The following is a 22376-nucleotide window of genomic DNA, read 5'->3' on the forward strand; positions in this document are numbered from 1 at the left end:
CTCCCGTAACAGAAGCAGTCGCACCGATGCTGTCGATTAATCTACGTTAAGCTCCGGGAAGGCATTCTTGACTTCCTTCTTGAATGCCGCTACGACATCGTCGAAGCTTTTGTTGTTCGTAATGCCGTCGCCGGCTACCGTTCTCCACTTGCTCAGGATGTCCTCGCCGTATTTATCGGCTTTGAGCGGCGGAATGTTTTTGACCGTGTTATAGTACGGAACGAGGATGTTCTCGTCGCCGAAGAGCGGCGATTTGAACGTCGTCAGGTTGTTCTCGTACACTTTGGCGTTGCCCGGCATGTTGCCCGTTTTCTCCAAATTGTGCTGCTGCCATTCCACGCCGGCGATATATTTGATGAATTCGTACGCCAGCGCTTTGTTCGGCGACTTGTCGTAGATGCCGCGGTACGTGCCGCCTTCATAGAAGCCTTCCGGCGTAGCGGCGACACCGTATTTGCCGTTCGCCTTATTGTCCTTGTTGTCGACCATAAAGCCAGCCCACGCCGGCATCGAGGTCAGCACGACGCTGCCGTCGTTAAGCGCGTTGCCCCAGCCTGCGGACATGAACGGAAGCTTGGCGTCCACGTTGTTTTGGCGGATTTTCAGCTGCGTTTCGTAAATCGTTTTCCATTTCGGATCGATGTTCAGCTTGCCGTCCTTCACCCAAGGCTGGGTGTTGTACGCCTCGATGTCAAACAGGTCGCCGGCATTTTGAATCAGATGCTCTTTGCCGCCGCTTTCGGCTGCGACATTTTTGCCGAGGTCGATGATTTTATCCCAGCTGTTCACCATGTCGCCGATTTTTTTCGGATCGTCCGTGCCGAGATATTTCTTGGCGACGTCGCGGAGGTACCAGAAGCCTCCCGGCGAAGAGTGGTCGGACACGGCGCGCAGCTTGCCGTCCTCGGAGTAACCCAGTTCCTTCACGTACGGAATGTAGTCCTTCACCAGGTCGTCTCCGCCCATTGCGGACAGGTCGGTCAGAAATTTGGAATTGATGAACTTGCCGATGTAGCCGCGCTCCAGGTCAAAAATATCCGGCACATCGCGGCCGGATTGCAGCGCCGTCAGCAGCTTCGTTTGATACTGGTCGCCCGGGAACAATTTCACGTCGATCGTGACGCCCGGATTTTTCGCATGGAACTGATCGGCCATGTCTTTGACCTGATCGAAGAACGTCCAGATGACCAGATGGCCCTTCAGCTCCTGCGCGCCGCCGGTATCGCCCGTTTGGCCGCCCGCATTCGTCGAACCGCCGCCGGCTGCGCCGTTATCGGCACCGCCCGTAGAATTGTTTCCGTTTTTGCCGCCGCAGGCCGCGAGCACGGTGACCAGGATGACGGACATGACCAATAGGAGCCATTTTCTCGTTTTCAAAACCGTTCTCCCCTTACATCGATTAGTGAACTGCACATGCTGTGGAATGACCCTCGTTTACGTTAACGCTTCTTGATGGATGGGCTTACCCGCCTCTTCCGCAAGCATCACCTCTTTCGATGGAGTAAGTCCGGGTGCCGCGAGCCGCCTGTCAGCCTTTCACCGCGCCTGCGGCAACGCCGTCGATAATCCGCTTTGACATAAAGGAGAAGAAGACGAGCACCGGCACGACGGCGATGACGATACCGACATATTGGGCGCCGAAGTCGGACGTAAACTGCGACTTCAGGCTGGCGATCATGACCGGCAGCGTCTGCAGGTTGTTATCGAACAGCACGATCAGCGGCGTCAGAAAATCGTTCCATTTTCCGATAAACGCGAAGATGCCGAGCGTCGCCAGTGCCGGACTCATGATCGGGAGCACGATCCGGTTGAAAATTTGCAGCTCGCCGTAGCCGTCCACCCGCCCCGACTCGACGATTTCGGTCGGCACCGACGAATCCGCGAACTGCCGCATCAGGAAGATGCCGAATGCGTTATAGATCGACGGCAGGATGAGCGGCCAGTACGTGTTGAGCATGTCAAACGAGTCCATCAGCTTATAGAAGCCGATGATGCCGAGCTGGCCCGGGATCATCATCGTGCCGAGCACGAACAGAAACAGGAAGTTCCGGTAGCGGAAACGGTATTTCGAGAATCCGTAGCCGGCCAGAGCGGCGAAGTAGACGTTGATGATCGTCGACGTAACCGTAATGAACAGCGTGTTCGCGAATCCCCGCCAAATATTGACCGTATTTTTCAGCCGCTCGTAATTGTCGAGAAACTGGTCCCCCGGGATGAGCAGCAGCTTGCGGGCGATATCCGAATTGGTGTGCGTCGACGTGATGATCATGCTGTAGAACGGCAGCAGGCACGTCGCCGCAACGACGATGAGAAACAGATACAGGATGCTTCTCGTGATGATTTTGGTCATGCGCGTTCGCCTCCTATTCCCTCAGCTTCGAGGCTCTGGCGGTAATGGCCGTAAAAAACATGACGACGATGAATATCCCGTATGCGACCGCTGCGCCGTAGCTGTAATCGAAGTTTTTGAATGCCGTCTCGTATAAATACATGACCATGGTACGGCCCGTATTGTTCGGTCCGTCTCCGAGGATGAGCGGCGCGTCGAACAGCTGCAGCCCGCCGATGACCGAGGTGATGAACACGAACAGAAACACCGGCCTGAGAAGCGGCAGCGTAATATGAAGCGCCGTCTGCGTCTTCGTCGCGCCGTCCACCTCCGCCGCCTCGTACACCTCGCTTGGGATCGACTGCAGGCCCGCGATAAAGACGATCATGTTGAAGCCGAAATACTGCCAGGCGATGACCCCGGAAGCGATGATCCGCGACCACCAGGCGCTGTTGAACCAGTTGACGGGATCCTGAACGATCCCCAGCGCCAGCAAAATTTTGTTGATGCTGCCGGTTTGCCAGTCGAACATCAGGGCGAAAATGACGCCGAGCGTAACCGGCGTAATGATGTGCGGAAAGAAGTACACCGCACGGAAGAAATGCTTGCCCCGGATAAACTTCTCGTTCAGCACGAGCGCGAGCAGCAAAGCGGTAATGAGCTGCGGCGTGTTGGAAAACACCCAGATGATGAGCGTGTTCCAGATCGTCTGATAAAAGAAGCTGTCGTGCAGCAGCCGCGTATAGTTGGCCACCCCGACGAACACCGGGTCGCTAAAGCCGTCCCACTTCATGAAGCTTAAGTACAAGGTGTACAAAATCGGCGCCAGACCGAAAACGGCAAATCCGATAAAGAAAGGCGCCACAAAGAAGTATCCGTAATACGATCTGTTCACCTTCGAGCCCACTCATCCTCACCTCTTCACTATAATTTTCCGCAGGAGTCGCGAATTATGAGCCTTGGTTTCAAAAGGAAATGATCCGCAGGTCCTTTGCCGCCTCCTTCGATTTTTTGCAGCAGGCCTTCGGCCGCTTTCATGCCGATATCCTGGAACGGCTGCCGGACCGTCGTGAGGGACGGGTACACCCATTCCGATATCGTAATGTCGTCGAAGCCGACGATCGACATCTGCTTCGGCACGTTGTGGTCGTATTCCTGGACGGCGCGCAGCGCGCCGATCGCCGTTTCGTCGTTCGAGCCGATGACCGCGGTAAAGCCGGCGGTTTCGAGCAGCTTCTTCATCGCTTTGTAACCGCCCTGATTGCTCCAGTCCGATTCGACGATCCAGTCTGCGTTATAGGTCAGCTGAAGCGCTTCCATTGCCTGCAAATAGCCTTTCAGCCGGTATTTGTTGGCGGCTGCATGATCCGGACCGGTAATATACGCGATTTTCCGGTGGCCCAGGCCGTGCAAATATTCGACGATTTCGTACACGCCCGCCGCGTTATCCACATCGACGGAGAAAATGTTGTCCATCTCGCCGTGGTCGCCGACCAGCGCGACCGGATAGCTGGAATCGCGGATTTGCTCCAGATTCGCTACGCTGCGCTTTTGGAAGCTGACGAGAATAACGCCGTCCACCTGCCCTTCGTACAGCAGATTGAGAAAGGATATCTCTTCGGCATAGTTGGAGGTCCAGCTCAGAAAGATGCAGTTATAGCCTTTCATATTGGCGACCCGCTCAATCCCGCGGATGATGCCGGAATAGAAAATGTTCGAAATGTTGTCTACGACGACGGCGATGATATTCGTCCTGTCGAGCACCAGTCTGCGCGCGTTGGCGTTGCGGTGGAAATTAAGCTCCTTGATCGCTTTCTCCAGCGCTTCCTGCGTGGCCTTCTTCACTTTTTGCCCGTTCAAATACCGGGAGACGGTGCTTTTGGACGTGCCCGCAAGCCTTGCGACGTCATGAATGGTCGGTCCCATTGCCATCACTCTTTCCACGTTAACGTTTCCCGAACCCGGTTTTCTAATATCGCCTGATTTTGGGAACGTTCCCATTTTACCAAAAAGAAGGTTCCGGCGATACCCATCAGATTGGGAACGTTCCCGATTTACGAAGAGCCCTTCCGAAAACTTCTGTCTCCACGATTTGCTGATGAGAAACTAAAAATGGGAACGTTCCCAAAAAGAACATTGCAAAAATGACCTCTTTGCCTGCAGCCCGTGATCCCATGCTTCCGTCTTCTCCCGTTTGCTGCAGTCCATTCATCGATTCATTCATTTCTATGCACCGACAGCCGGATAGATAAGAAACCCGGATCATTTTGGGAACGTTCCCGTTTTGATAAAAGAAAATCATTTATGCCTCTATGATAGCGGCTGCGGCGAAGCGTGTCAACCCTCATTTGAAGCGATCTGCGCGTGCCGCTGACGCTGACCCGCTCCCTTCTTACTTATGGATATGCCGCCATTCACCGGTTTATGCCACCGCTTATTCCCTATCCGCCTTCCGCTCCGCCGGCGGCAACGCCCATTTCGTCAAGCAGCCGTCTATGGTCAAACACCAAGGGATAGATGTCCTCATATGATGAATTAATTCGTGTAAATACCTACAGGCCGCTGGCTAATTCCTCCATCCTCCAGCAAACGGAAGGAGATCCGCGATGCTGAAAACAAAAGTCGCCGTTCAGGTGATCAGCACAGGCATCTTGCCGGACGATGCGATCATGCTGGGCGAAGCTCACCTCAAAAAGTGGAAAATACCGCAGGGCCAGCCTGTAACGCTGAAGTTCGGCTCGCAGCGGCATCCCGTCAAGGTCGTGCCGGTCCTTCATTTCGACGGTCTGCGAATCGGGCAATCGCTCGCCAGACGGCTCGGCCTACTCGAAAACACGACGCTGCGCCTTCAGTACCGAAGCCAAAGCTCCACGCTTGCGCTCGGCCCGCTGATCGGCGTGCTCGTCAGCCGAGACGATCCGGGGAATCCGGAGCGGCCGTTCGGCTCGATCACGATGTTTTGCAAGGAGCTCGTCGATGCCTGCGCCGCGCAGGGCGCCTATGCGTATTTCTTTACCCCGAACCAGATTACAGGCAGCACCTCGGTTGACGGGTGGATCTATGCAGGCGGCTGGCGCAAAACGACGATGCCGATTCCCGACGTTGTCAATAACCGGCTTACGTCCAGAAAACTGGAAAATAGACCCGCCGTCCAGCTTTTTATGAAGGAAGTGAAGCAGCGCCACAACAGCGCCGTATTCAACGAAAAGTTTCTCGACAAGCCGGAGGTGTTCGATGCGCTGAGCAAAGATCCCTCGGTCGTGCGTTATTTGCCGGAATCGCATCTGCTCCGGAATTTCAGCATGCTGAAGACGATGTGCACCAGATATCACACCGTCTTCCTGAAGCCGGTCCGGGGCAGCCTCGGCAAAGGCATCATCCGCATCTCCCGCTTGGATAAAGACGGCTATCAAGCCTTGTATGCCACCGCAGCCGGGACCCGAAGACAGCAATTTCCGAGCCTGCTCAAGCTTTTCGGTTCCATTTCCGGAAAAATGAAAACGGTCCGGTATCAAATCCAGCAGGGGCTGCATCTGATCGATATCGGCGGCCGGCCGGTCGATTTCCGCGCTCTGGTGCAGAAAAACGAAGCCGGCAAGTGGGCGCTGACCTCGATTGTGGCCCGCACGGCGGGCAGCCGCCATTTCGTTTCCAACCTGGCGCGCGGCGGAACGCTCAGCACCGTCAGAGAAGCCGTCGCCAAGTCGAATTTGTCCGGCGCGAGCGACTCGTCCGCGCGGCTGCAGCGGGCGGCACTCGACATCGCCAAAGCGATCGACACCAACATTCCCGCCCATTTCGGCGAGCTCGGCATCGATCTCGCACTCGATTCGAACGGCCGGGTCTGGCTGCTGGAAGTGAACTCCAAGCCGTCGAAAAACGATAACACGCCGCTGCAGGACCGGAAAATAAGGCCTTCGGTCCGCAATATGATCCGGTATGCGCGGCATTTGGCCGATTTTTAACCGAAAGGAGAAGCCGCCATGAACAGCGCCAAGCGCCGGCCGCACGGTATCCGCGGCATTCTCGGCATCCTTGTCAGCGAAAGGCGCCCCAGCCGGAATGATGGGCGGGAGCGGCCGTCCGGCATGCCCGAGGACACGTTCTGCCGGAGGCTGTGCCTGCAGGCCGAAGAGAGCGGGCTTGACGCCTTCGTCTTCGACGCCGAATCCGTGCTGTCCGCCGAGGCAAACGGCTCTTTGCAGGGCTGGAGGCTTCACCGGGGAGCGTGGCGGACCGAGTCCGCGCCGCCGCCGGAGCTCATCTACGACCGGTCGATGTGCCGGAATCCGGCCGAACGCGAGCGGCGTTCCAGTGCGCTCGCTTCCCTCTCCGGCCTGAACCGCTTCGTGCTGCTCGGCGGCTCGCTGCCCGGCAAGCCGGACGTCAACGCCGCTCTGCAGGACGACGAGGCGGTCCGCCCCTATTTGCCGCCGACCTTCCGGCTTGGCGAAGGGCCGCCGCTGGAAACGCTCGCCGGCCGCTGGCCGGAAGGCCTTTTCCTGAAGCCGGCTGCCGGCATGCAGGGACGCGGCGCGCTCTCCGCCCGCGAAGACGGCGGCCGGATTGCGGTGCTCGGGCGGGACCGGGCGAACCGCCCGCTCGACCGCGAATTCGCCCATTGGCCCGCTGCCGTCCGCTGGCTGAAACGATTTGCCGGCGGAAGCGAATATATCGTGCAGCCGCTTTTGCGGCTGACAAGCGGCGGCGGTCTCGCCTTCGACGTCCGCGCGCTCGTGCAGAAGGACGGCCGCGGCCGCTGGGCCTTTACGGGCGCGGCGGTGCGCGAAGGCGCTCCGGGCAGCGTCACCTCCAACCTGCACGGCGGCGGTAAGGCTTACCCCGCCGGCACCAGGCTGGCCCTGCTCTTCGGCGAGGAGCAAGCGGCGAAGCTGCTTGCTCGGATCCGCCGCACCGGCGAGCGCGCGGCAGCCGTCCTGGAGCGCCGCTTCGGCCGGCTAACCGAACTTGGCTTCGATTTCGGCATTGAGCCGGACGGCCGGATCTGGCTGCTTGAAGCGAACGCCAAGCCCGGACGCGAAGCGTTCGAAGCCGATCCGCATTTGTCCCGGCTTGCCGTCCGCAGGCCGATTCAATACGCGGCGATGCTGCTGAGCCGCCGCGGTCCCGTTTTTCCAGCCGCCATTAAGCTTTCAACCGATTCCAATGCCGCGACAAGAAACCTGCAGATGCCCGAATCCAAAAGGAGATACGTCCAGGAGGTTCTTCCATGAGTTTGACATCGTGTCACGTACACTTTTCGCCGCAAAGCGATAAAGTCATCTACTTGTCGGGTTCGCTCCTTAAAACGCTCAAGCTGTCCGGCAAGAAAACGATCCAGCTGAAGTTCGGAGGCGAGTCGGTTACCGCGGTCGTCAAACCGCTCAAGCGGCCGGGACAGCATCTGTATTTATCCTCCGGCGTCCGTCAGCGGATCCGCATACCGAAAACGGGCAGCGTCACGCTGCTTCAATCCGGCGACAGCGAGTTCCAGATCGGCCCGCTCATCGGCGTGCTGACCGATTCCGCCGTGCGTACGGCCAGTCATCCGTTCGGCTCGCGAACCGCTTATATCCGGCAGCTGCTGCGCACCGGCGAGAATAAAGCGTATATGTTCGCCTTCACGCCGCGCGACATCAACTGGCAGCAGGACCTGGTTTACGGGTATTTCCTGACGAGTCAAGGCGGCTGGTACCGGAGAACCATACCGCTGCCGGACGTTGTGTACAACCGGCTCCCGAGCCGCAGAGCGGAAACGACCGAATCGATCGTGACGCTGCGCGAACGTTTTGTCCGCCGCAAAATCCCGTTCTTCAACTGGAGCTTTTTCAATAAATCCGACGTCTACAAGCTGCTCGACCAGGACGTCGAAGCGCTGCGGCATCTGCCCGAATCGGTCAACAATCCGCGGCCCGAGAAAATCAAGGAAATGCTGGAGAAGCACCAATTCATCTATTACAAACCGACCGCCGGCAGTCTCGGCATCGGCATTTACCGGCTCACCTACCATCCGCAGCGAGGATATTTTGCAAGGTACCGGCGAAACGGCAAAAACGTGCTGCTGCGCTTTACCCAGTTCAACAGCCTGATGCGGATGCTGCAAGCCCGCCACGGCAGCGCCCTCGGCCGGTACGTCAGCCAGCAGGGCGTCCGGCTGATCGAAATCGACGGCTGCCCGATCGATTTCCGGTTTCATATGCACAAGAACGGCAATAACGAGTGGGTTCCCGTCGGCATCGGCGCGAAAAAAGCCGGGCGCGGCAGCGTAACGACGCACATCAAGAACGGAGGCCAGCTGCTGACGCCGGAAACGGCGCTGAAGCAGGCGTTCGGCGACGAGGCCGACGACATGCTCGATAAAGCGAAGAAGGTTTCCGTCAAACTGTCGGAAGCGATCGAGCGCAATTTCCCGCATACGCTCGGCGAGCTCGGTCTGGACATCGGCATCGACAAGGACGGCGAGGTCTGGATGTTTGAAGCGAACGCCAAGCCCGGCCGCTCCATCTTCCACCACCCGGCGCTCCGTTCTCAAGGCCGTTCCTCGCTCAGTCATATTCTCGAACACTGCATGTATTTAAGCCGGTTTCAAGGAGGGAGCAGCTGATGGAAACCGTCGTGCAGGGTGAGAACGCCGCTTTGAACATTCAGGCCAGCCGGCCGGTGCTGGCCATCCTGACGATCGAGGACGACATCCAGCTGTTCCGGGGCAACCGCAGCAATTTCGCCGACCTCATCATGACCGGCCGCGAGCACGGGTTTATCGTATATGTGCTGGCAGTGAGGGATTTAAAGCTGAGACGCAAGCAGCTTGACGGCTTCGGCTACGAGGAAAAAACGGACACGTGGGTGCTGGGCAAGTTTCCTTTTCCCGATTTCATCTACAACCGCATTCCGCTCCGGGAAGACGAACTGCAGCCGGGCGTCAGGCAAAAAATTATATCCTGTCTGAAGGATCCGCGCGTTACGCTGTTCAATCCATCGTTTTTCAACAAATGGAGTCTGTTCAAATGGCTTCGCCAGTCGCCCACGACGCGGCCCTATATCCCCTCGACGAGAAGGATGCTCACGCGCGAGGGACTCGGAAAAATGATGGTGAAGCACCGGTTCCTGTATTTAAAGCCGGTCAGCGGCAAAGCCGGAAAAGGGATTATGGCGATTCAGGTGCGCCCCGAAAAAACGCTGCCTTACCGGCTTAAAATCCAGGCCGACCGAAAAAGCATCACCTACAACTGCGGTACGATCAGCAGTCTGTGGACACGGATCAAGAAGGAAAGCTCCGGCGAGCGATATATCGCCCAGCAGGGCATCCGGCTTGCCTCCTACAACGACCGTTCCTTCGACCTGCGCGCGCTCGTCCAGAAAAACCAACTGGGCGAATGGGAAATTTCCGGAATCGGCGCCCGCGTCGCCGGTTCCGCCAGCATTACGACCCATGTGCCGCGCGGCGGCAGCATCGACGACCCGGAGAAGCTGCTCTCGAGCGCATTCGGCGAGGAAGAAGCGCATAAGCTGCTTGTAAAGATACGCAGAACGGCGCTCATCATCGCACGCCAGATCGAACGCGGCGCCCGTCATAAGCTGGCGGAAATGTCGATGGACCTGGGCGTCGACCAGCAAGGCTCGGTCTGGTTTTTCGAGGCCAACGCGAAGCCGATGAAATTCGACGAGCCGGATATCCGGAAACGGTCGCTCGAGCGTATTTTCCAGTACAGCCAGTATGTGCTGAAATCAAAAAAAAAGAGACCGGTCCGAACCGGGGACTAAGTCCGGATCATTCAACGACGGGCATCATGCAGGAGGTATCGGAGCATGGAAGTGAGGCTGCTGTCGCCGGCACAACTCGAGGCCGTGCACAACCGGCTGCTGGCCTTCTGCCGGAAATACGGCGACAGCCGGCTGACGGCTGCGGCCCTTCGCGAGCTGCGCGAGCTGAAGGCCGAGGAGCTGGCGGCGCCGGAAAGCGCAGCGGCACGGCCGGCCGGCCGCAGCGCGGCCGCAGGCACCGCCAACGCCGGCGGAGCCGCCGGCAGCTGGGTGCCGGCATCGCGCGAGCCGCGGCGCACGGCAGCCGTCGCCGTCGCCGTCGGCGGCGGTAGGCTCGCCGGCGTCGCCTTCGCCGCGGACGCCGGCGAGCGCGCATGCCTCGTCGCCGTGCGCCCCGAGGCAAGAGGCCGGGGCACAGGCGCCTCGCTTCTCCTTGCGCTGCGCAGCCGCTGGGGGCGGCTCAGCTGCAGCGTCGCCGCCGATAACCCGGCGAGCATGCAAATGTGCTTTCGCGCCGGAATGAAGGCGGTCGGCCTGTTTGCCGGGCCGACCGGAAAGCCGACGCTCCGGTTCGAAAGCGAGCCCGAGAACTAGGAGGAATCCGCATGGGCCAGCCCGTGCTGGGCATATTAACGCTCTATTTAAACGACAACGGCTTGCTGGAAGAAAGAACGGTCTATCAGAAAATGACGGAGGCGGGCCGCAAGCTGGGACTTGACATCTTTGTTTTTACGCCGGACGACGTCAACTATAAACAAAACCGGATCCATGCGCTCATCTTCGATCCCGCGACAAAACGCTGGTCGCGCAAATGGCGGTCGTTCCCCCATTTGATTTACGACCGCTGCCGGATCCAGCGCAGCTCCCGGTTCGAACGGCTGCAGGTGTTTCGCAGCAAATACGGGCATTTGACGTTTTTGAACCGGGTGCTCCGCAACAAATGGACGGTATACAAAACGATGCGGCGGGAGGAACGGTTCCGCTCCCACCTGCCGCTTACCCGATCTTACGAATCGCCGAACGATCTTACCGAAATGGTCCGCAAATATCCGCTCGTTTATTTGAAGCCGATCGACGGCACCGGCGGACGGGGAATCCTGCGGATCGAGAAGCAGCGGGACGGCACCTGCCTGATTCAGGGCCGCGATCTATCGCGGCGCATTATCAGCCCGCAGCTCGTGAAGCTCTCCTCGCTGCACAGCCGGTTATCCGGCTGGAACCTGAAGAACAGGCGCTATCTCGTGCAGCAGGGCATTCAGCTCAAGCTGCCGAACGGCCGGGTGCACGATTACCGGATGCTGGTGCAGAAAAACGGCCGCGGCGCCTGGGAGGTAACCGGCTGCGCCGGGCGGGTCGGAGCGGCGCGGAGCATTACGTCCAACCTGCACGGCGGAGGGCACGCGCGCACGATGCAGAGCCTGCTCAGCCAGTGGCTCGGCGACGAGGAGAAGACGAAGGCGGTCAAACAGCATGCGGAGGAGCTCGGTGTCGAAATCGCCGATTTTCTCGAACAGTCGTACGGCAGACTGTGCGAGCTCGCGCTCGATCTGGCCATCGACCGCAATGGCCACATTTGGCTGCTCGAGGTCAACCCGAAGCCGGCCCGCGAGGTGTTCGCCCAGGCCGGCGAGCGCACGACGTACCGGCGGGCGATTACCCGGCCGCTCGAGTATGCGCTTTGGCTGTACGGGCAAAAGAAAAACAACCGGGATAAGGCGCAAGTCGCCGATGCCCAGGAAAAAGCAAATCCCGGAACGCCTTGACAGGCCGCTTCCGGGATTTTTCTTTGCCGGGCGGCGCCTTTAGTCGAGGCTGTTCCGCTCCGCTTTATCGATGTATTCGTTCGGCACTTCGTGACCAAAAGGATTGTTGTTCTTAAACTGGCTTAAACGGCCGTTGCGGAACTCCCCTCCGTGCACTTCGGAATCCCGCTGATCGTTGTTGTCGGTCCGGCCGCGCCGGTTGCGGTTGTAATTGACGTTCTCGCCCATGCGGCGCCTCCCTGTCCATAATGGCTGAACACGAAGGTTAGCATGCGGCCGTTCGGGCGCAATTATGCATCGGTCGGCGTTACCATTTGGCGGGATCGATATCCTGCGGCCGCAGACCGGCCCAAACGTTCGCAATATGCGCCTCTTCCGGATGCTCGAACACGAGCCACGCCGTCGGGAGATAGCGGCCCTCCGGACTTTTCGTCGACGGCTTGTTCAGCACCTTCCCGTCCTTGACGAGCATGGTGGACGAGCCTCCGTCCAAATTGGCGGCAATGACGGCGCCGTGCTTCAGCATGATCTGCTGCACGTCGTACAAATTGGCGCCGATGCTTCGGCCGGGCTGCCGCCCGTCGATGACGACGAACAGGATCGCGCCGTCTGCGCGCTGCCCCATTGCCGTGCGCGGCGCGATGCCCCAGCCGTCCTTCGCGTTTTTGATCAGTCCTTTACCGTTCACGATAATACGCGGCTGGAACGTCACCGCCTCCTGAACGCCCATGTCCTGCATCTGTTTCAGCGTGTACCGCCCGGCAATCATTTTGCCGTTTTTGTCGATGCCGACAATCTGCGTCGTCTTGCTCTTGCCCGTGTCGTCGTAAAACACCTTGCCCTGCGAAATGACGACGCCGATTGGCTGGAAGCCGTTTCCTTCCCAATTCGGATCGGCAAAGCCGCCCGCGTTGACGCCGGCAATCGCGCCGTAGCGCTGAACCATGCTGAGTACCCGTTCCCCCTTGCCCGGGACAGCCGGCACGCCGAGCCGGATTTTGGTCGGATCGTTGACAATCATCAGAAACCCTTTGTAGCCCGCTCCGGAAATGTCCTCGACCTGCACGAGCGGCTTGGCTTCTTCGACCGCCGGCGGCGGCAGGGTGATCTGGTGACGATCCTTCTCCACGCCCATATCGTCGAACTGCTTCTGATACTCCGCCACCCGGCGGTTCAGCTCGGCCTGGCCGATGATATATTTCGCCAAATACCGGTGCTGCGTCGTAATGAGCGTATCGGCCGCAAGGTACCGGATATTCGTGCCCGAAGGCGTTAAAAACAGCCAGCCCACAGCCGATACGGCCAGCAGGACCAGCAGGAGGAACAGGCGAAACAGTGTGCGGCCGAGCCGTTTTTTATGTTTTTTTGCGCTTCTTCGCTGCCGTGCCGCAGCCGTCCGGCTGCGCTCGGACGTGACCGAAGAAGCGGATGTAAGCTTCGTATCCATCCTGACGCCTCGTTTCTCACGCTGAAATGTACCTATTAAACGAGACGAATCGCGAAAAAGTTTCGGTTTGCGGCCAAAAATCGGCACGATCCGGGACCGCAGGCATAAGACCGGCAGGCACCGGTGAAAAAGAGGCGTTTGTATCTCTTGCAACCGCCAACGCACAAATACAAGCCGATTCATATCCATAACGTATATTGAACGAAAAGGGAAGATGCTCCATGACCTGCCGAATCGGATATGTGCTCGTCGTCAACAACGCGGGAACGATCATTTTCGGAAACGTCGATACCATCTCGACATCCGATACGTCGACGTCCAACAGCGGTTCGGGTGCCGAAGCCGGGCCGAACGGTCCGGCGGCCGAAGGCGGGAGCGGCGCCGCTGCCGGCGGCAGCGAGCCGGGCTCGCAAGCCGCGGGCGTTTCGTCAGCAGGAAGGCGGACTGCTGGACAATACGCCCGGGCGCAAGCGGCGGCATCGGGGAGCAAGCGCAGGAAACGAACATGAGCCATAACGGCAACAGACCGCACCGGGCAATTTCGTGGAGCAAGTGAAGAAATCGATGTGAGCCAAAGCGGAAACATGACCGCCCTGGCGCCGGTGGCAATTTCGGGGAGTAAGCGCAGGAAACGAACGTGAGCCATAACGAAAACAGACCGCCCCCGGCAAGGTACGGTCTGGTCTAACCGAACTATTCATGACACACAAACGGCCGCTAGAAGCGGTCCAAACAAAGCGGCCCTTCATCACGGCCGCTGCAAAGAGGAGTCGATGGCAATCGGCTCCTCTTTTTATTTTTATCCGTTCATGGATGGCTTCATCAATATACCTTTTTCGTATCTCGGTCGGCTTTGATCATCTCGACCGCTTCCTTGAACCGCATGGCGTGCACGACCTCGCGTTGGCGCAGGAACTTCAGTCCGTCCTGGAGATCGACGTCGTCGGTCAGGTCGATCAGCCACTGATACGTCGCCCTCGCCTTCTCCTCGGCTGCGATATCTTCGTATAAGTCGGCCAGCGGATCGCCCTTCGCCTGAATGTAAGCCGCCGTCCAGGGAACGCCCGAGGAATTTTGATAAAACAGCGCGTTGTCATGCTGCGAATAATGATCCCCAAGTCCAGCCGCTCGCATCTGATCCGGCGTGGCATCCTTCGTCAGCTTGTAAACCATCGTCGCGATCATTTCGAGATGCGCGAATTCTTCGGTACCGATATCGGTCAGCAGCCCGATCACTTTATCGGGAATCGAATAGCGCTGATTTAAGTATCGCAGCGCCGCGGCAAGCTCGCCGTCGGCGCCGCCGTATTGCTCGAGCAGAAATTTGGCCATCATCGGATCGCATTTGCTGACGCGAACCGGATACTGCAGCTTTTTTTCATAAATCCACATTGTTTTCCATCCCTCCGAACCCGTCATCGGCTGCCGCCGTCCGGGGAGCTTTCGTTATACCTGCCAAGGCCAGGGAGTGTCGACCCACTGCCACGGGTATTTCGAAAAGCTGTGCCCGAACTGCATCAGCGGACCGTACTGCATTTCGAACTGGTAAGCGCACTGCTGGCGCTGCTGGGCCAGCTGATTGAACTGCTGCAGCGCCTGCATGTCGTTCGGGTGCGTATCCAAAAACAAGGTCAGCTCGACCAGCGCAAATTCCAGCTGCTGCAGCTCCTCGAGCTTCCGGTAATAGTTCTCGTCCAGCTGTTTGCTCATGGCTGCAGTCCTCCTTTGCCGCATTTCGATTCATACGGACTGTACAGCGCAGGCCAAAGCGTTCCGACATGGAGCGCCTGATGGAGCGGAAACTGCGGTAAATTCATGGGCTGGTAGGGGATGAACTGGTTGGGCGGCACGACGTAGGTTTTCACGTACTTCGGGGGGCATGGGTCGAAAGGCCCGACGAACGGATACCACTCGCGGGTCTGACTCGGCTCGTTCACCAGCGGATTCCTCCTTAGGTTTCTTTTTTCTTTAGCTATCTTATGACGTTCGCCCATCTTTAGTTCCCGCAGCGCCCATTTTTTTGATCCCGGGGAAGTCCCTCGTTTCAAAGCCGCGACAATCCGAACCTGCCGAGGTAACGGCCGTTTCCTTCCGTTCAAACGAAAATCGCCCTCCGTTTCGGCTCGAGATGGCCGAAACAGAGGGCGATATACAAGGGTTAAACGACGCCGCGCGTCTTCCAAGCGGTTTTCAGCGACGCCCCCGGCTTCGGCAACCGTTCAGTGCCTTTGATCCAGAGGTTCGAACGCGGGCAGGACGCTTTCCTGCTTGTAAATATGTATGCGAAGAACGCGAAGCCGTTTGCTTTCGGCAATTTCGAACGTGTAGCCGCCATGATGGACTTTCTTTCCTTTTACCGGATTGCCTTCGACCTTCGTAAACAGCCAGCCGCCGATCGAGTCGACGTCTTCGTCCTCGATATCCAAGTTAAACATGTCGTTAATATCTTCGATCAGCATGCGGCCGTCGACGGACGTGACGCTCCCCTTAACCACGACGTTCGGCTGCTCGGTATCGAACTCGTCATGAATTTCACCGACGATTTCTTCCAAAATCTGCTCGGTCGTCATCATCCCCGCCGTTCCGCCGTATTCGTCCACGACAATGGCTAGCTGCGAGTGATTGCGCTGCATCAGCTTCAGCACATGGCTGATTTCCATCGATTCCGGCACGTTCAGGATCGGCCGCAAAAAGCTGCGCAAATCGTGATCCTCGTCGGGGTCCGCCGTAAGCAGGTCGGTAATATGGACGAATCCGATCAGCTGGTCCTTATCCTCGACACAGACCGGGAAACGGGTATGCTTCAGCCGGTATACGGTTTTCATGTTTTCGGCGAACGGCTGGTCGGCGTACAGGCAGTCCATGTCGGTGCGGGGAAGCATCACCTCTCGCGCCAGCCGGTCGGAAAATTCGAATACGTTATCGAACAGCTTTAATTCGTCCTTGTCGATAATGCCGCTTCGGGCGCTCTGGTCCATCAAAATCCGGATTTCCTCTTCCGTATGGGCAGTATCATGCTCCGCGGCAGGCTGGATGCCGAACAGCCGAAGCAGCCGGTTGGCAGCAAAATTGAGCAGCCAGATGGCCGGCAGGAACAGCCGGTAGAAGAGCAGCAGCGGCGCCGACAGCCACAGCGACGTCGATTCGGATTTCTGAATGGCCAGCGATTTCGGAGCCAGCTCGCCGAGCACGATATGCAAAAACGTAATGACGAGAAACCCGATCACGACGGAAACGGAGGAAATGATCGTTTCGTCCGTCATGCCGGCCGCATGCATAATCGGCTCGACGATCAGCTCGGAGATGACCGGTTCGCCGACCCAGCCGAGCCCAAGCGAAGCCAGCGTAATGCCCAGCTGCGTAGCGGACAAATAGACGTCCAGCTTTTTGTTGACCCTCAAGGCATATTTCGCCCGGACATTGCCTTCGTTGGCCAGCTGAGTCAGCCGCGACTGGCGGACTTTAACCAGTCCGAATTCGGCCGCGACGAAAAAACCGTTCAGCAGGACAAGGACGAAAACAACGAGCAGATTGACGGCAATTCGGCCAAATTCAACGTCTTCCAAGGATCGGTTCGCTCCTCCCGTGCCAAAATCGGGCAGCCGTTAAAATTTTGCACGCCGCGATGTAAAGTCGACATCGCGATAGTACATTTCTTTGACGAGCAGATTCGGGCCGCAGCAGCCGGCCGCGGGACAGTGGCAATCGACGTTTCGGGCAAGCGGATGGCGGAGCCATCGCTCGAACAAGTCATCCAGCCTGTCGTCCCGGATATTGCCGAAAGCGGGCACATCGGAAAAATCGGTGACAAACACGTCGCCCGAAAACAGGTTGACGTTCAGCCGGTTGCGGCCGTCGGGGTCGTTGCGGACGGTCACATTCGGCTCGGCGGCAAGCCGCTCCAGCAGCATGCGGTCCTCGGGATCGTCGCTGCAGCGGAAAAACGGAAGCGTTCCGAACAGCATCCAGACGGACCGGTCCCGGCCGTCGAGCAGCCGGGCGACCGCGCTGCGCATCTCGTCTCTCGTCAGCATCGGCAGGCCGGCGGCAAATGCGCTCGGATACATGGGATGCACCTCGTGCCGCCTGCAGCCCATTTCGACGATGAGCTTGTGAATGTCCGCGATCTGCAGGTGAGTCCGGAAATTGATCATCGATTCCGCCGAGACGAATAAGCCGCCTTCGCTAAGCCGCCGGGCGTTGTCGATCATTCGCTCGTACATCCGGGCAGCCGTTTCTTTCGCGACGGGATGACCGCTTCGGGCAAAGCCGATCCGGTGGAAATCGTCCGTGTTTACATAGTTGAAGGAAATATGCATGACGTCCAAATAAGGCGCGACGGCCTCGTAACGGCTGTAATCGAGCGTCACGTTCGAGTTGATCTGCGAGCGGACGCCCCGGCTGCGCGCGTATTTCAGCAGCGGGATAATCGTCTCCTTGACCGTCCGTTCGGAAAAGGAAGGCTCGCCTCCGGTAATGCTGATCGTCTGAAGCTGCTCGACTTCGTCAAGCCGCCGCAGCATATCGTCAACCGGCAGCTTCGGGGGCTCGGCCAGAACGAGCGAATCGCCGACCGCGCAATGCTCGCAGCGCATGTTGCACAAATTGGAGACCGTCATTTCGACGCTGGTCAGCCGGTGACGGCCGAATGTCCGCAGCGAAACGATCGGATCCCATGGATCGTTGATAGGAGACAGAGCCGCCGGCTCCGTTTCCCGGTAATAGGAGCTTGCCTTGTACATGTTCGTTTTCAGCACCTGACTAAAGGAATAATGAACGCTTCGTATTCTTTTCATTGTAATGTTCATCGGCGATTGTTGCAAATCTTTGCAATGACGCCGGGTGTCTCCGCTTATCGCTTCAAGCCCGCCGATCTAACAAAAGAAGGAGCCTGTCAGCGGCTCCCCCCGGGCGGCATTCGGCCCCAATGGGGCATAACATACCGCCAATTATATGGTTACGCTTGCGGCCGCCGGCTTCGTCTGACCGTCGTTCACGCTGCCGATCATCATCGACAGCTGCTTGGATAAGTCGATTTCATACGGCGCCTTGAGCTCCTCGCCGGATTCGTTATACAAAATGCGGACAACCGGCCGGTGCGGGCAGGACGAGTTGATATCGACGACGACGCCCGTTTCCCCGGTTTGCAGCCGGACCGTTATGCCGAGCGGATAAATGGCAACCTTGTCCCGGAACAGCTGCAGCATCCGCTGATCGTAAAGCGTTCCCGTGCCCGCATACAGCGCCTCCACCGCTTGATGCGGCAGCATCGGAGCGCGGTATACCCGCGCGGTCGTCATCGCATCGTAGGAGTCGACCAGTCCGATCCATTTGGCGTACTCATGTATGTCCTCGCCTTTGATCCCCCGCGGATAGCCGCTGCCGTCCAGTCGCTCGTGATGCTGATAGGCGCAGTGCGCGGCAAGAAGCGGAATGTTCGGCTCATCCTTGAGCAGGATATAGCCACGCTCCGCGTGCCGCTTCATTTCCTCGTATTCCGCCGGCGTCAGCGAGCCCTCTTTCTTTAGCAATTGAGGGCTGATTTGCGTTTTGCCGATGTCGTGCAGCATCGCCCCCAGACCGAGCGTCATCAGCTCGTCGCGCGAATAGCCGCTCGCCGCGCCCAGCAAGGTGGAATAGACGCATACGTTCAAGGAATGATGGACTAAATAATCGTCCACCGCGCCCATATTCATCAGCAGCAGCATGGCGTCACGCTGCGCGGTAATGTCGTCGATGACCATATTCATCACCTGGCGAAAAGGCTGAGCGATATACGGATAAGTCCCGCCCGATTTATGCCCGGATTTGTCCATCAGCATGCGGAAATTGGTACGGATCTCCGTTAAGGCGCGGTGCCTGGTTTCCTCGCCGATCATATCCGGCACGACCAGATCCGCCGTCCGGGGGTCGGCGATATAGACAAAGCTGACGCCGCACTCCTCGAGCTTCGCGATCAGCCTGCCGGTCAATTCGACATTTTCCGCCAGCAGGACGAGCCCTTCCTCGGAATAGATTTTTTTGGCCAGCCTCATGCCGGGACGGCACGCCTGAATGGACAGCAACCGCATGGGATCGACTCCTGACTTGCAGCTTTTTTCCTAAATCGATGTCCTCGTAATGTTAATGTAAGGGATTTTAAGGAAAAGGGCAACAGGTTCATCGCCAAATATCGACATTTCTTTACAGAGCCAGCCGTTTTGGTTACCGCATGATAAAGATCCAGAACAAGGCGGCGACGACCAGACGGTAGATGGCAAAATGAGTGAGCCTTACCTTCTGGATAACCTTCATAAATGCGATGATGACAAGCCACGCCACGATAAACGCGACGACAAATCCGACGATAAAGAAAACGAGGTTGTGGCCGGTAATGTTTTTATAGTTGTCCAGCATCTCGTAGCCGGATGCGACGACCATGATCGGAATCGCCATCAGGAATGAGAAGTCGGCGGCCGCCCGATAGCTCGTTCCGACGAGCATGCCGCCCGCAATCGTCGAGCCGGAGCGGGAATAGCCGGGCCAAAGCGACAGGCACTGCAGAATGCCGATCATCAGCGCCTGCTTGTATGTAATATCGTCCATCGTTTCGGAAACGACGCGGATGCGGCGCGTTCTTACGAGCCATTCCGCCACAATCATATAAATGCCGCCGACTACGAGCGCCAACAGCACCGGCTTTTGATTGAAGCCGTCGTCCTTGATGACGTTCCTCAGCAGAAAAGCAAGCGCGAGCGGCGGGACGATGCCGAGCGCGACGTGGATCAGGTTCAGCCTGCTGCGGCGGTGCCCGATATTCGAGAAGGTCGCGACCGACTCGGTCTTTTTCGAGAGGCCGAACAAATTCAAAATGCGGTGGCGGTAAATGAGCGCGATCGCCAAAATCGCGCCCAGCTGGATAACGACTTCGAACGTCTTGATGATCTGGTCATCCGGCGTATAGCCGAGCAGCTTGTTGGCCAAAATCATGTGCCCCGTCGAGGAAACGGGCAGGAACTCCGTCAATCCTTCGATAATCCCGAGAATAATCGCGTTAATGATATCTCCCATAGTCTGGTCCGGTTCTCTCCTTTACTCTGTCTCTTCTATTCCGCTTGCGGCACCGGGCCGCTTCCGGACGGGCCTTCGGCAATCCAGCGCCTGCGGGAGCAATCCTCGATCGCCCCTTCGTCCTTCAGCTCACGGGCCAGCACGTCGCGGATAAATTCCGGCAAATAAAAGCGGATGTCCGCGCCGCTTTTCATTGTCTCATAGCCGACTCCGAACGTAAACATGTCGATCGTCCCGACGCTGTACGTCCGCTCCGGCTCAAGCTCGGCGCCGCACACTTGGACGGAGCCGATTTTGGCGTAAGGAGGGCCGTCCGGATTCCAGTGCACGACGAGCCCGTCAACCGCCAGCGTGCCGAGCTGCAGGCCTCGGAAGCCGAAGCCGCGGATCGCCATCCCGATATATTCGCCGAGCAGCGCCTCCTCGAGCGCCCGGCGAATCGCCGTGCCGGACAGCAGCATCCGGCACGGATTGATCGGCGACGGGCAGAGGGCGTGGATATCGCCCTCGGTGACGTCGCCTGCGGCGAGGCCGCCGAGCAGCTGGCCCGCGTTAACGATGCCGATCTCGGCATCGGTCCAGCGCCGCAGGCCGGCGGCAAGCAAATTGCCGAGCGGCGATTCCCGCTCGGCGCTGGCGGGCAGCGGCGCTTCCAGCCGGGCGACGACCCGGCTGAGCCGGCGCATGCCCGCCTCCCGGAAGCCGCGGTTGATCTCGGCGGCTTCGGGCTGCTCCGCATATGCGGCCATCGGCACGCACGTGCAGCGGAACACCGGGCGCGCAGAGACGGGATCGATGCCGATCTCCACGCGGCCGACGTATTCGCCGAATTTGCCGGCGGCGCATATGCACGTGCCGTTCACGATCTCCGGGCTTTCCAGCAAATGGTGCGTATGCCCGCCCAGAATCAAATCGAGGCCCGGAACCTCCCGCGCCATTCGCCGGTCCATCGGCAGCCCCAGGTGCGACAATACGACGAGCACGTCGACCTTGTCCCTGAGCCGCTCCGCTTCTTCCCGGACAGCCGCGATCGGGTCGGAAGCCTCCCATCCCAGCAGCGAATAAAAATCGGCGAACGCGGCCGTCGCGCCGATCAAGCCGATGTTCAGCCGGCCTTTGCGGATGACCGCATGGGCTTTCAACCAGTCAGGGCGTTTGCCCGAGCCGAGCTCCTGCATATTCGCGCAGACGACCTGAAAATCCGCGGATGCGCCGTACGCCTCAGCCAGCTGCTCCGGCACCATGGTCAGCCCTTCGTTGTTGCCGAGCGTCACCGCTTCGTAGCCGGCCGCATTCAGCAGGGCAATGTTGGCCAGGCCGTCGCTGCCCTCCGTCTCGACGCGCATGCGGTCCATATGGTCGCCGATATCGAGTGCCAGCACCCGCTCCGCGCCGTACGCCCGCCGCGTCTCCGCGATATAGGCGGCAATTTTCGCCGCCTGCTCCAGCCGGCTGTGGATATCGTTGCTGTGCAGCAAAATGAGCTCGGGAGCAGTGGAAGACGTTTGATTCATGTAAGCCTCCGAAAATGGTTCGATTAACGTTTTTGCCGCAGCTCCTGCGGCGAGAACGTCCGTTTGAAGCCGTAGGTTACGCTTCCTCGCTCCGCCTCCTCATGAATGAAGCGGCACAGGACGACGCCTTTCACGTTCAGGCACGCGCTTGAGCCGTCCGGCACGTAAAGCCGGACCGGTCCTCCCTTCGGAAGCGGCTCGCCGCCCGGCCCGCATTGGAAGGCCGCCTGGCCGAGCTGCTCCCACGGGATCAGCGCCTCGAACGAATCGGCCGCCTCCGTCTTCAGGTGCGTCGGCGCCGGGACGCCGTCCCCGAGCCGCCGCTCCGCGCGCCAGGCCGAATACCAGGCGTGAAAATCAAACGCTTCCCCGGCTGCGTTCTCCACCCGCTCCGACAGCGGAAAAACGCCGCCGGCCAGCGACGCCATTTCCCCGGCTGTCGTGTCGTGCGGCGGCAGTCCAAAATGCTCGATCCGAATATGGACGCTATGATTATCGCTGCTCATCGT

22 protein-coding genes are annotated in these 22376 nt (G+C 58.7%); 7 read left to right on the forward strand and 15 right to left on the reverse strand.

The features are described 5' to 3' along the window. Positions 1-36: 36 nt before the first annotated feature. From PD282_RS19165 to PD282_RS19180, 4 genes are all read right to left on the reverse strand, one after another. The gene (locus PD282_RS19165) at positions 37-1377 is read right to left on the reverse strand and encodes an ABC transporter substrate-binding protein (RefSeq protein ID WP_274652281.1); all 1341 of its coding nucleotides are present in this window, start codon (positions 1375-1377) and stop codon (positions 37-39) included. Positions 1378-1528: 151 nt separating this feature from the next. Further along, the gene (locus PD282_RS19170) at positions 1529-2350 is read right to left on the reverse strand and encodes a carbohydrate ABC transporter permease (RefSeq protein WP_274652283.1); all 822 of its coding nucleotides are present in this window, start codon (positions 2348-2350) and stop codon (positions 1529-1531) included. Between the two features lie 13 nt (positions 2351-2363). Beyond that, positions 2364-3224, reverse strand: coding sequence for a carbohydrate ABC transporter permease (locus tag PD282_RS19175; RefSeq protein WP_274652285.1), 861 nt, complete (start codon positions 3222-3224; stop codon positions 2364-2366). A 29-nt stretch (positions 3225-3253) separates the two neighbouring features. Then, complete coding sequence (locus PD282_RS19180; RefSeq protein ID WP_274652287.1) at positions 3254-4273, reverse strand: LacI family DNA-binding transcriptional regulator; 1020 nt, start codon at positions 4271-4273, stop codon at positions 3254-3256. 662 nt (positions 4274-4935) lie between these two features. Here PD282_RS19180 and PD282_RS19185 point away from each other — a divergent pair. From PD282_RS19185 to PD282_RS19210, 6 genes are read left to right on the forward strand one after another with little or no spacing between them, the layout of a single operon-like run. Then, on the forward strand, positions 4936-6294 hold the full coding sequence (locus PD282_RS19185) for a YheC/YheD family endospore coat-associated protein (RefSeq protein ID WP_274652289.1): 1359 nt from the start codon (positions 4936-4938) through the stop codon (positions 6292-6294). 18 nt (positions 6295-6312) lie between these two features. Then, entirely contained in the window at positions 6313-7563 is a 1251-nt protein-coding gene (locus PD282_RS19190) for a YheC/YheD family endospore coat-associated protein (RefSeq protein ID WP_274652291.1), read from the forward strand. After that, entirely contained in the window at positions 7560-8933 is a 1374-nt protein-coding gene (locus tag PD282_RS19195) for a YheC/YheD family endospore coat-associated protein (protein ID WP_274652293.1), read from the forward strand. The genes PD282_RS19190 and PD282_RS19195 overlap by 4 nt, the downstream gene beginning before the upstream one ends. Then, positions 8933-10093, forward strand: a complete 1161-nt coding sequence (locus tag PD282_RS19200) for a YheC/YheD family endospore coat-associated protein (RefSeq protein ID WP_274652295.1) — start codon at positions 8933-8935, stop codon at positions 10091-10093. Before PD282_RS19195 ends, PD282_RS19200 begins: the two co-directional genes overlap by 1 nt. 45 nt (positions 10094-10138) lie before the next feature. Beyond that, a complete protein-coding gene (locus PD282_RS19205) occupies positions 10139-10687 on the forward strand; it encodes an N-acetyltransferase (RefSeq protein WP_274652297.1) in 549 nt (182 codons plus the stop codon). An 11-nt stretch (positions 10688-10698) separates the two neighbouring features. Then, positions 10699-11856 (forward strand): YheC/YheD family endospore coat-associated protein, encoded by a 1158-nt coding sequence (locus tag PD282_RS19210; RefSeq protein WP_274652298.1) that lies wholly within the window; start codon positions 10699-10701, stop codon positions 11854-11856. Positions 11857-11895: 39 nt separating this feature from the next. Here PD282_RS19210 and PD282_RS19215 read toward each other — a convergent pair whose 3' ends face one another. Together PD282_RS19215 and PD282_RS19220 are read right to left on the reverse strand one after the other, a co-directional pair. Continuing rightward, positions 11896-12084: a hypothetical protein gene (locus tag PD282_RS19215; RefSeq protein WP_274652300.1), complete on the reverse strand. Its 189-nt coding sequence runs from the start codon at positions 12082-12084 to the stop codon at positions 11896-11898. Between the two features lie 79 nt (positions 12085-12163). Then, on the reverse strand, positions 12164-13303 hold the full coding sequence (locus tag PD282_RS19220; RefSeq protein ID WP_274652302.1) for a phosphodiester glycosidase family protein: 1140 nt from the start codon (positions 13301-13303) through the stop codon (positions 12164-12166). 221 nt (positions 13304-13524) lie between these two features. On the opposite strand from PD282_RS19220, the gene PD282_RS19225 reads away from it, so the two are divergent. Beyond that, positions 13525-13812 carry a hypothetical protein gene (locus PD282_RS19225; RefSeq protein ID WP_274652304.1) on the forward strand — a complete coding sequence of 96 codons (288 nt, stop codon included), beginning with the start codon at positions 13525-13527 and terminating at the stop codon, positions 13810-13812. A 313-nt stretch (positions 13813-14125) separates the two neighbouring features. Here the strand turns inward: PD282_RS19225 and PD282_RS19230 are convergent, their stop codons facing one another. The 9 genes from PD282_RS19230 to PD282_RS19270 form a co-directional block, all read right to left on the reverse strand. Next, positions 14126-14695 (reverse strand): manganese catalase family protein, encoded by a 570-nt coding sequence (locus PD282_RS19230; RefSeq protein ID WP_274652306.1) that lies wholly within the window; start codon positions 14693-14695, stop codon positions 14126-14128. 54 nt (positions 14696-14749) lie between these two features. After that, positions 14750-15013, reverse strand: coding sequence for a spore coat protein CotJB (locus PD282_RS19235; protein WP_274652308.1), 264 nt, complete (start codon positions 15011-15013; stop codon positions 14750-14752). Further along, positions 15010-15240 carry a spore coat associated protein CotJA gene (locus PD282_RS19240; RefSeq protein ID WP_274652310.1) on the reverse strand — a complete coding sequence of 77 codons (231 nt, stop codon included), beginning with the start codon at positions 15238-15240 and terminating at the stop codon, positions 15010-15012. The genes PD282_RS19235 and PD282_RS19240 overlap by 4 nt, the downstream gene beginning before the upstream one ends. A 282-nt stretch (positions 15241-15522) precedes the next feature. Next, positions 15523-16869, reverse strand: coding sequence for a hemolysin family protein (locus PD282_RS19245; RefSeq protein WP_274652311.1), 1347 nt, complete (start codon positions 16867-16869; stop codon positions 15523-15525). Positions 16870-16908: 39 nt separating this feature from the next. Beyond that, positions 16909-18045, reverse strand: a complete 1137-nt coding sequence (gene yfkAB, locus PD282_RS19250) for a radical SAM/CxCxxxxC motif protein YfkAB (RefSeq protein WP_274652313.1) — start codon at positions 18043-18045, stop codon at positions 16909-16911. A 207-nt stretch (positions 18046-18252) separates the two neighbouring features. Further along, on the reverse strand, positions 18253-19374 hold the full coding sequence (locus tag PD282_RS19255) for an HD-GYP domain-containing protein (protein ID WP_274652315.1): 1122 nt from the start codon (positions 19372-19374) through the stop codon (positions 18253-18255). 133 nt (positions 19375-19507) lie between these two features. Continuing rightward, positions 19508-20353, reverse strand: coding sequence for an undecaprenyl-diphosphate phosphatase (locus PD282_RS19260; protein ID WP_274652316.1), 846 nt, complete (start codon positions 20351-20353; stop codon positions 19508-19510). A gap of 35 nt (positions 20354-20388) precedes the next feature. Continuing rightward, a complete protein-coding gene (locus PD282_RS19265; protein WP_274652318.1) occupies positions 20389-21867 on the reverse strand; it encodes a bifunctional metallophosphatase/5'-nucleotidase in 1479 nt (492 codons plus the stop codon). 23 nt (positions 21868-21890) lie between these two features. After that, positions 21891-22373 carry a hypothetical protein gene (locus tag PD282_RS19270; protein ID WP_274652320.1) on the reverse strand — a complete coding sequence of 161 codons (483 nt, stop codon included), beginning with the start codon at positions 22371-22373 and terminating at the stop codon, positions 21891-21893. Positions 22374-22376: the final 3 nt, after the last annotated feature.

It is taken from the genome of Paenibacillus humicola, assembly GCF_028826105.1.
Classification (GTDB): domain Bacteria; phylum Bacillota; class Bacilli; order Paenibacillales; family Paenibacillaceae; genus Paenibacillus_Z; species Paenibacillus_Z humicola.

Coding starts and splice junctions, on each gene's coding strand:
- PD282_RS19170 (WP_274652283.1), bottom strand. CDS start 2,350: ATGACCAAAATCATCACGAGAAGCATCCTGTATCTGTTTCTCATCGTC.
- PD282_RS19185 (WP_274652289.1), top strand. CDS start 4,936: ATGCTGAAAACAAAAGTCGCCGTTCAGGTGATCAGCACAGGCATCTTG.
- PD282_RS19190 (WP_274652291.1), top strand. CDS start 6,313: ATGAACAGCGCCAAGCGCCGGCCGCACGGTATCCGCGGCATTCTCGGC.
- PD282_RS19195 (WP_274652293.1), top strand. CDS start 7,560: ATGAGTTTGACATCGTGTCACGTACACTTTTCGCCGCAAAGCGATAAA.
- PD282_RS19200 (WP_274652295.1), top strand. CDS start 8,933: ATGGAAACCGTCGTGCAGGGTGAGAACGCCGCTTTGAACATTCAGGCC.
- PD282_RS19205 (WP_274652297.1), top strand. CDS start 10,139: ATGGAAGTGAGGCTGCTGTCGCCGGCACAACTCGAGGCCGTGCACAAC.
- PD282_RS19210 (WP_274652298.1), top strand. CDS start 10,699: ATGGGCCAGCCCGTGCTGGGCATATTAACGCTCTATTTAAACGACAAC.
- PD282_RS19215 (WP_274652300.1), bottom strand. CDS start 12,084: ATGGGCGAGAACGTCAATTACAACCGCAACCGGCGCGGCCGGACCGAC.
- PD282_RS19220 (WP_274652302.1), bottom strand. CDS start 13,303: ATGGATACGAAGCTTACATCCGCTTCTTCGGTCACGTCCGAGCGCAGC.
- PD282_RS19225 (WP_274652304.1), top strand. CDS start 13,525: ATGACCTGCCGAATCGGATATGTGCTCGTCGTCAACAACGCGGGAACG.
- PD282_RS19230 (WP_274652306.1), bottom strand. CDS start 14,695: ATGTGGATTTATGAAAAAAAGCTGCAGTATCCGGTTCGCGTCAGCAAA.
- PD282_RS19235 (WP_274652308.1), bottom strand. CDS start 15,013: ATGAGCAAACAGCTGGACGAGAACTATTACCGGAAGCTCGAGGAGCTG.
- yfkAB (WP_274652313.1), bottom strand. CDS start 18,045: ATGTACAAGGCAAGCTCCTATTACCGGGAAACGGAGCCGGCGGCTCTG.
- PD282_RS19255 (WP_274652315.1), bottom strand. CDS start 19,374: ATGCGGTTGCTGTCCATTCAGGCGTGCCGTCCCGGCATGAGGCTGGCC.
- PD282_RS19260 (WP_274652316.1), bottom strand. CDS start 20,353: ATGGGAGATATCATTAACGCGATTATTCTCGGGATTATCGAAGGATTG.
- PD282_RS19265 (WP_274652318.1), bottom strand. CDS start 21,867: ATGAATCAAACGTCTTCCACTGCTCCCGAGCTCATTTTGCTGCACAGC.
- PD282_RS19270 (WP_274652320.1), bottom strand. CDS start 22,373: ATGAGCAGCGATAATCATAGCGTCCATATTCGGATCGAGCATTTTGGA.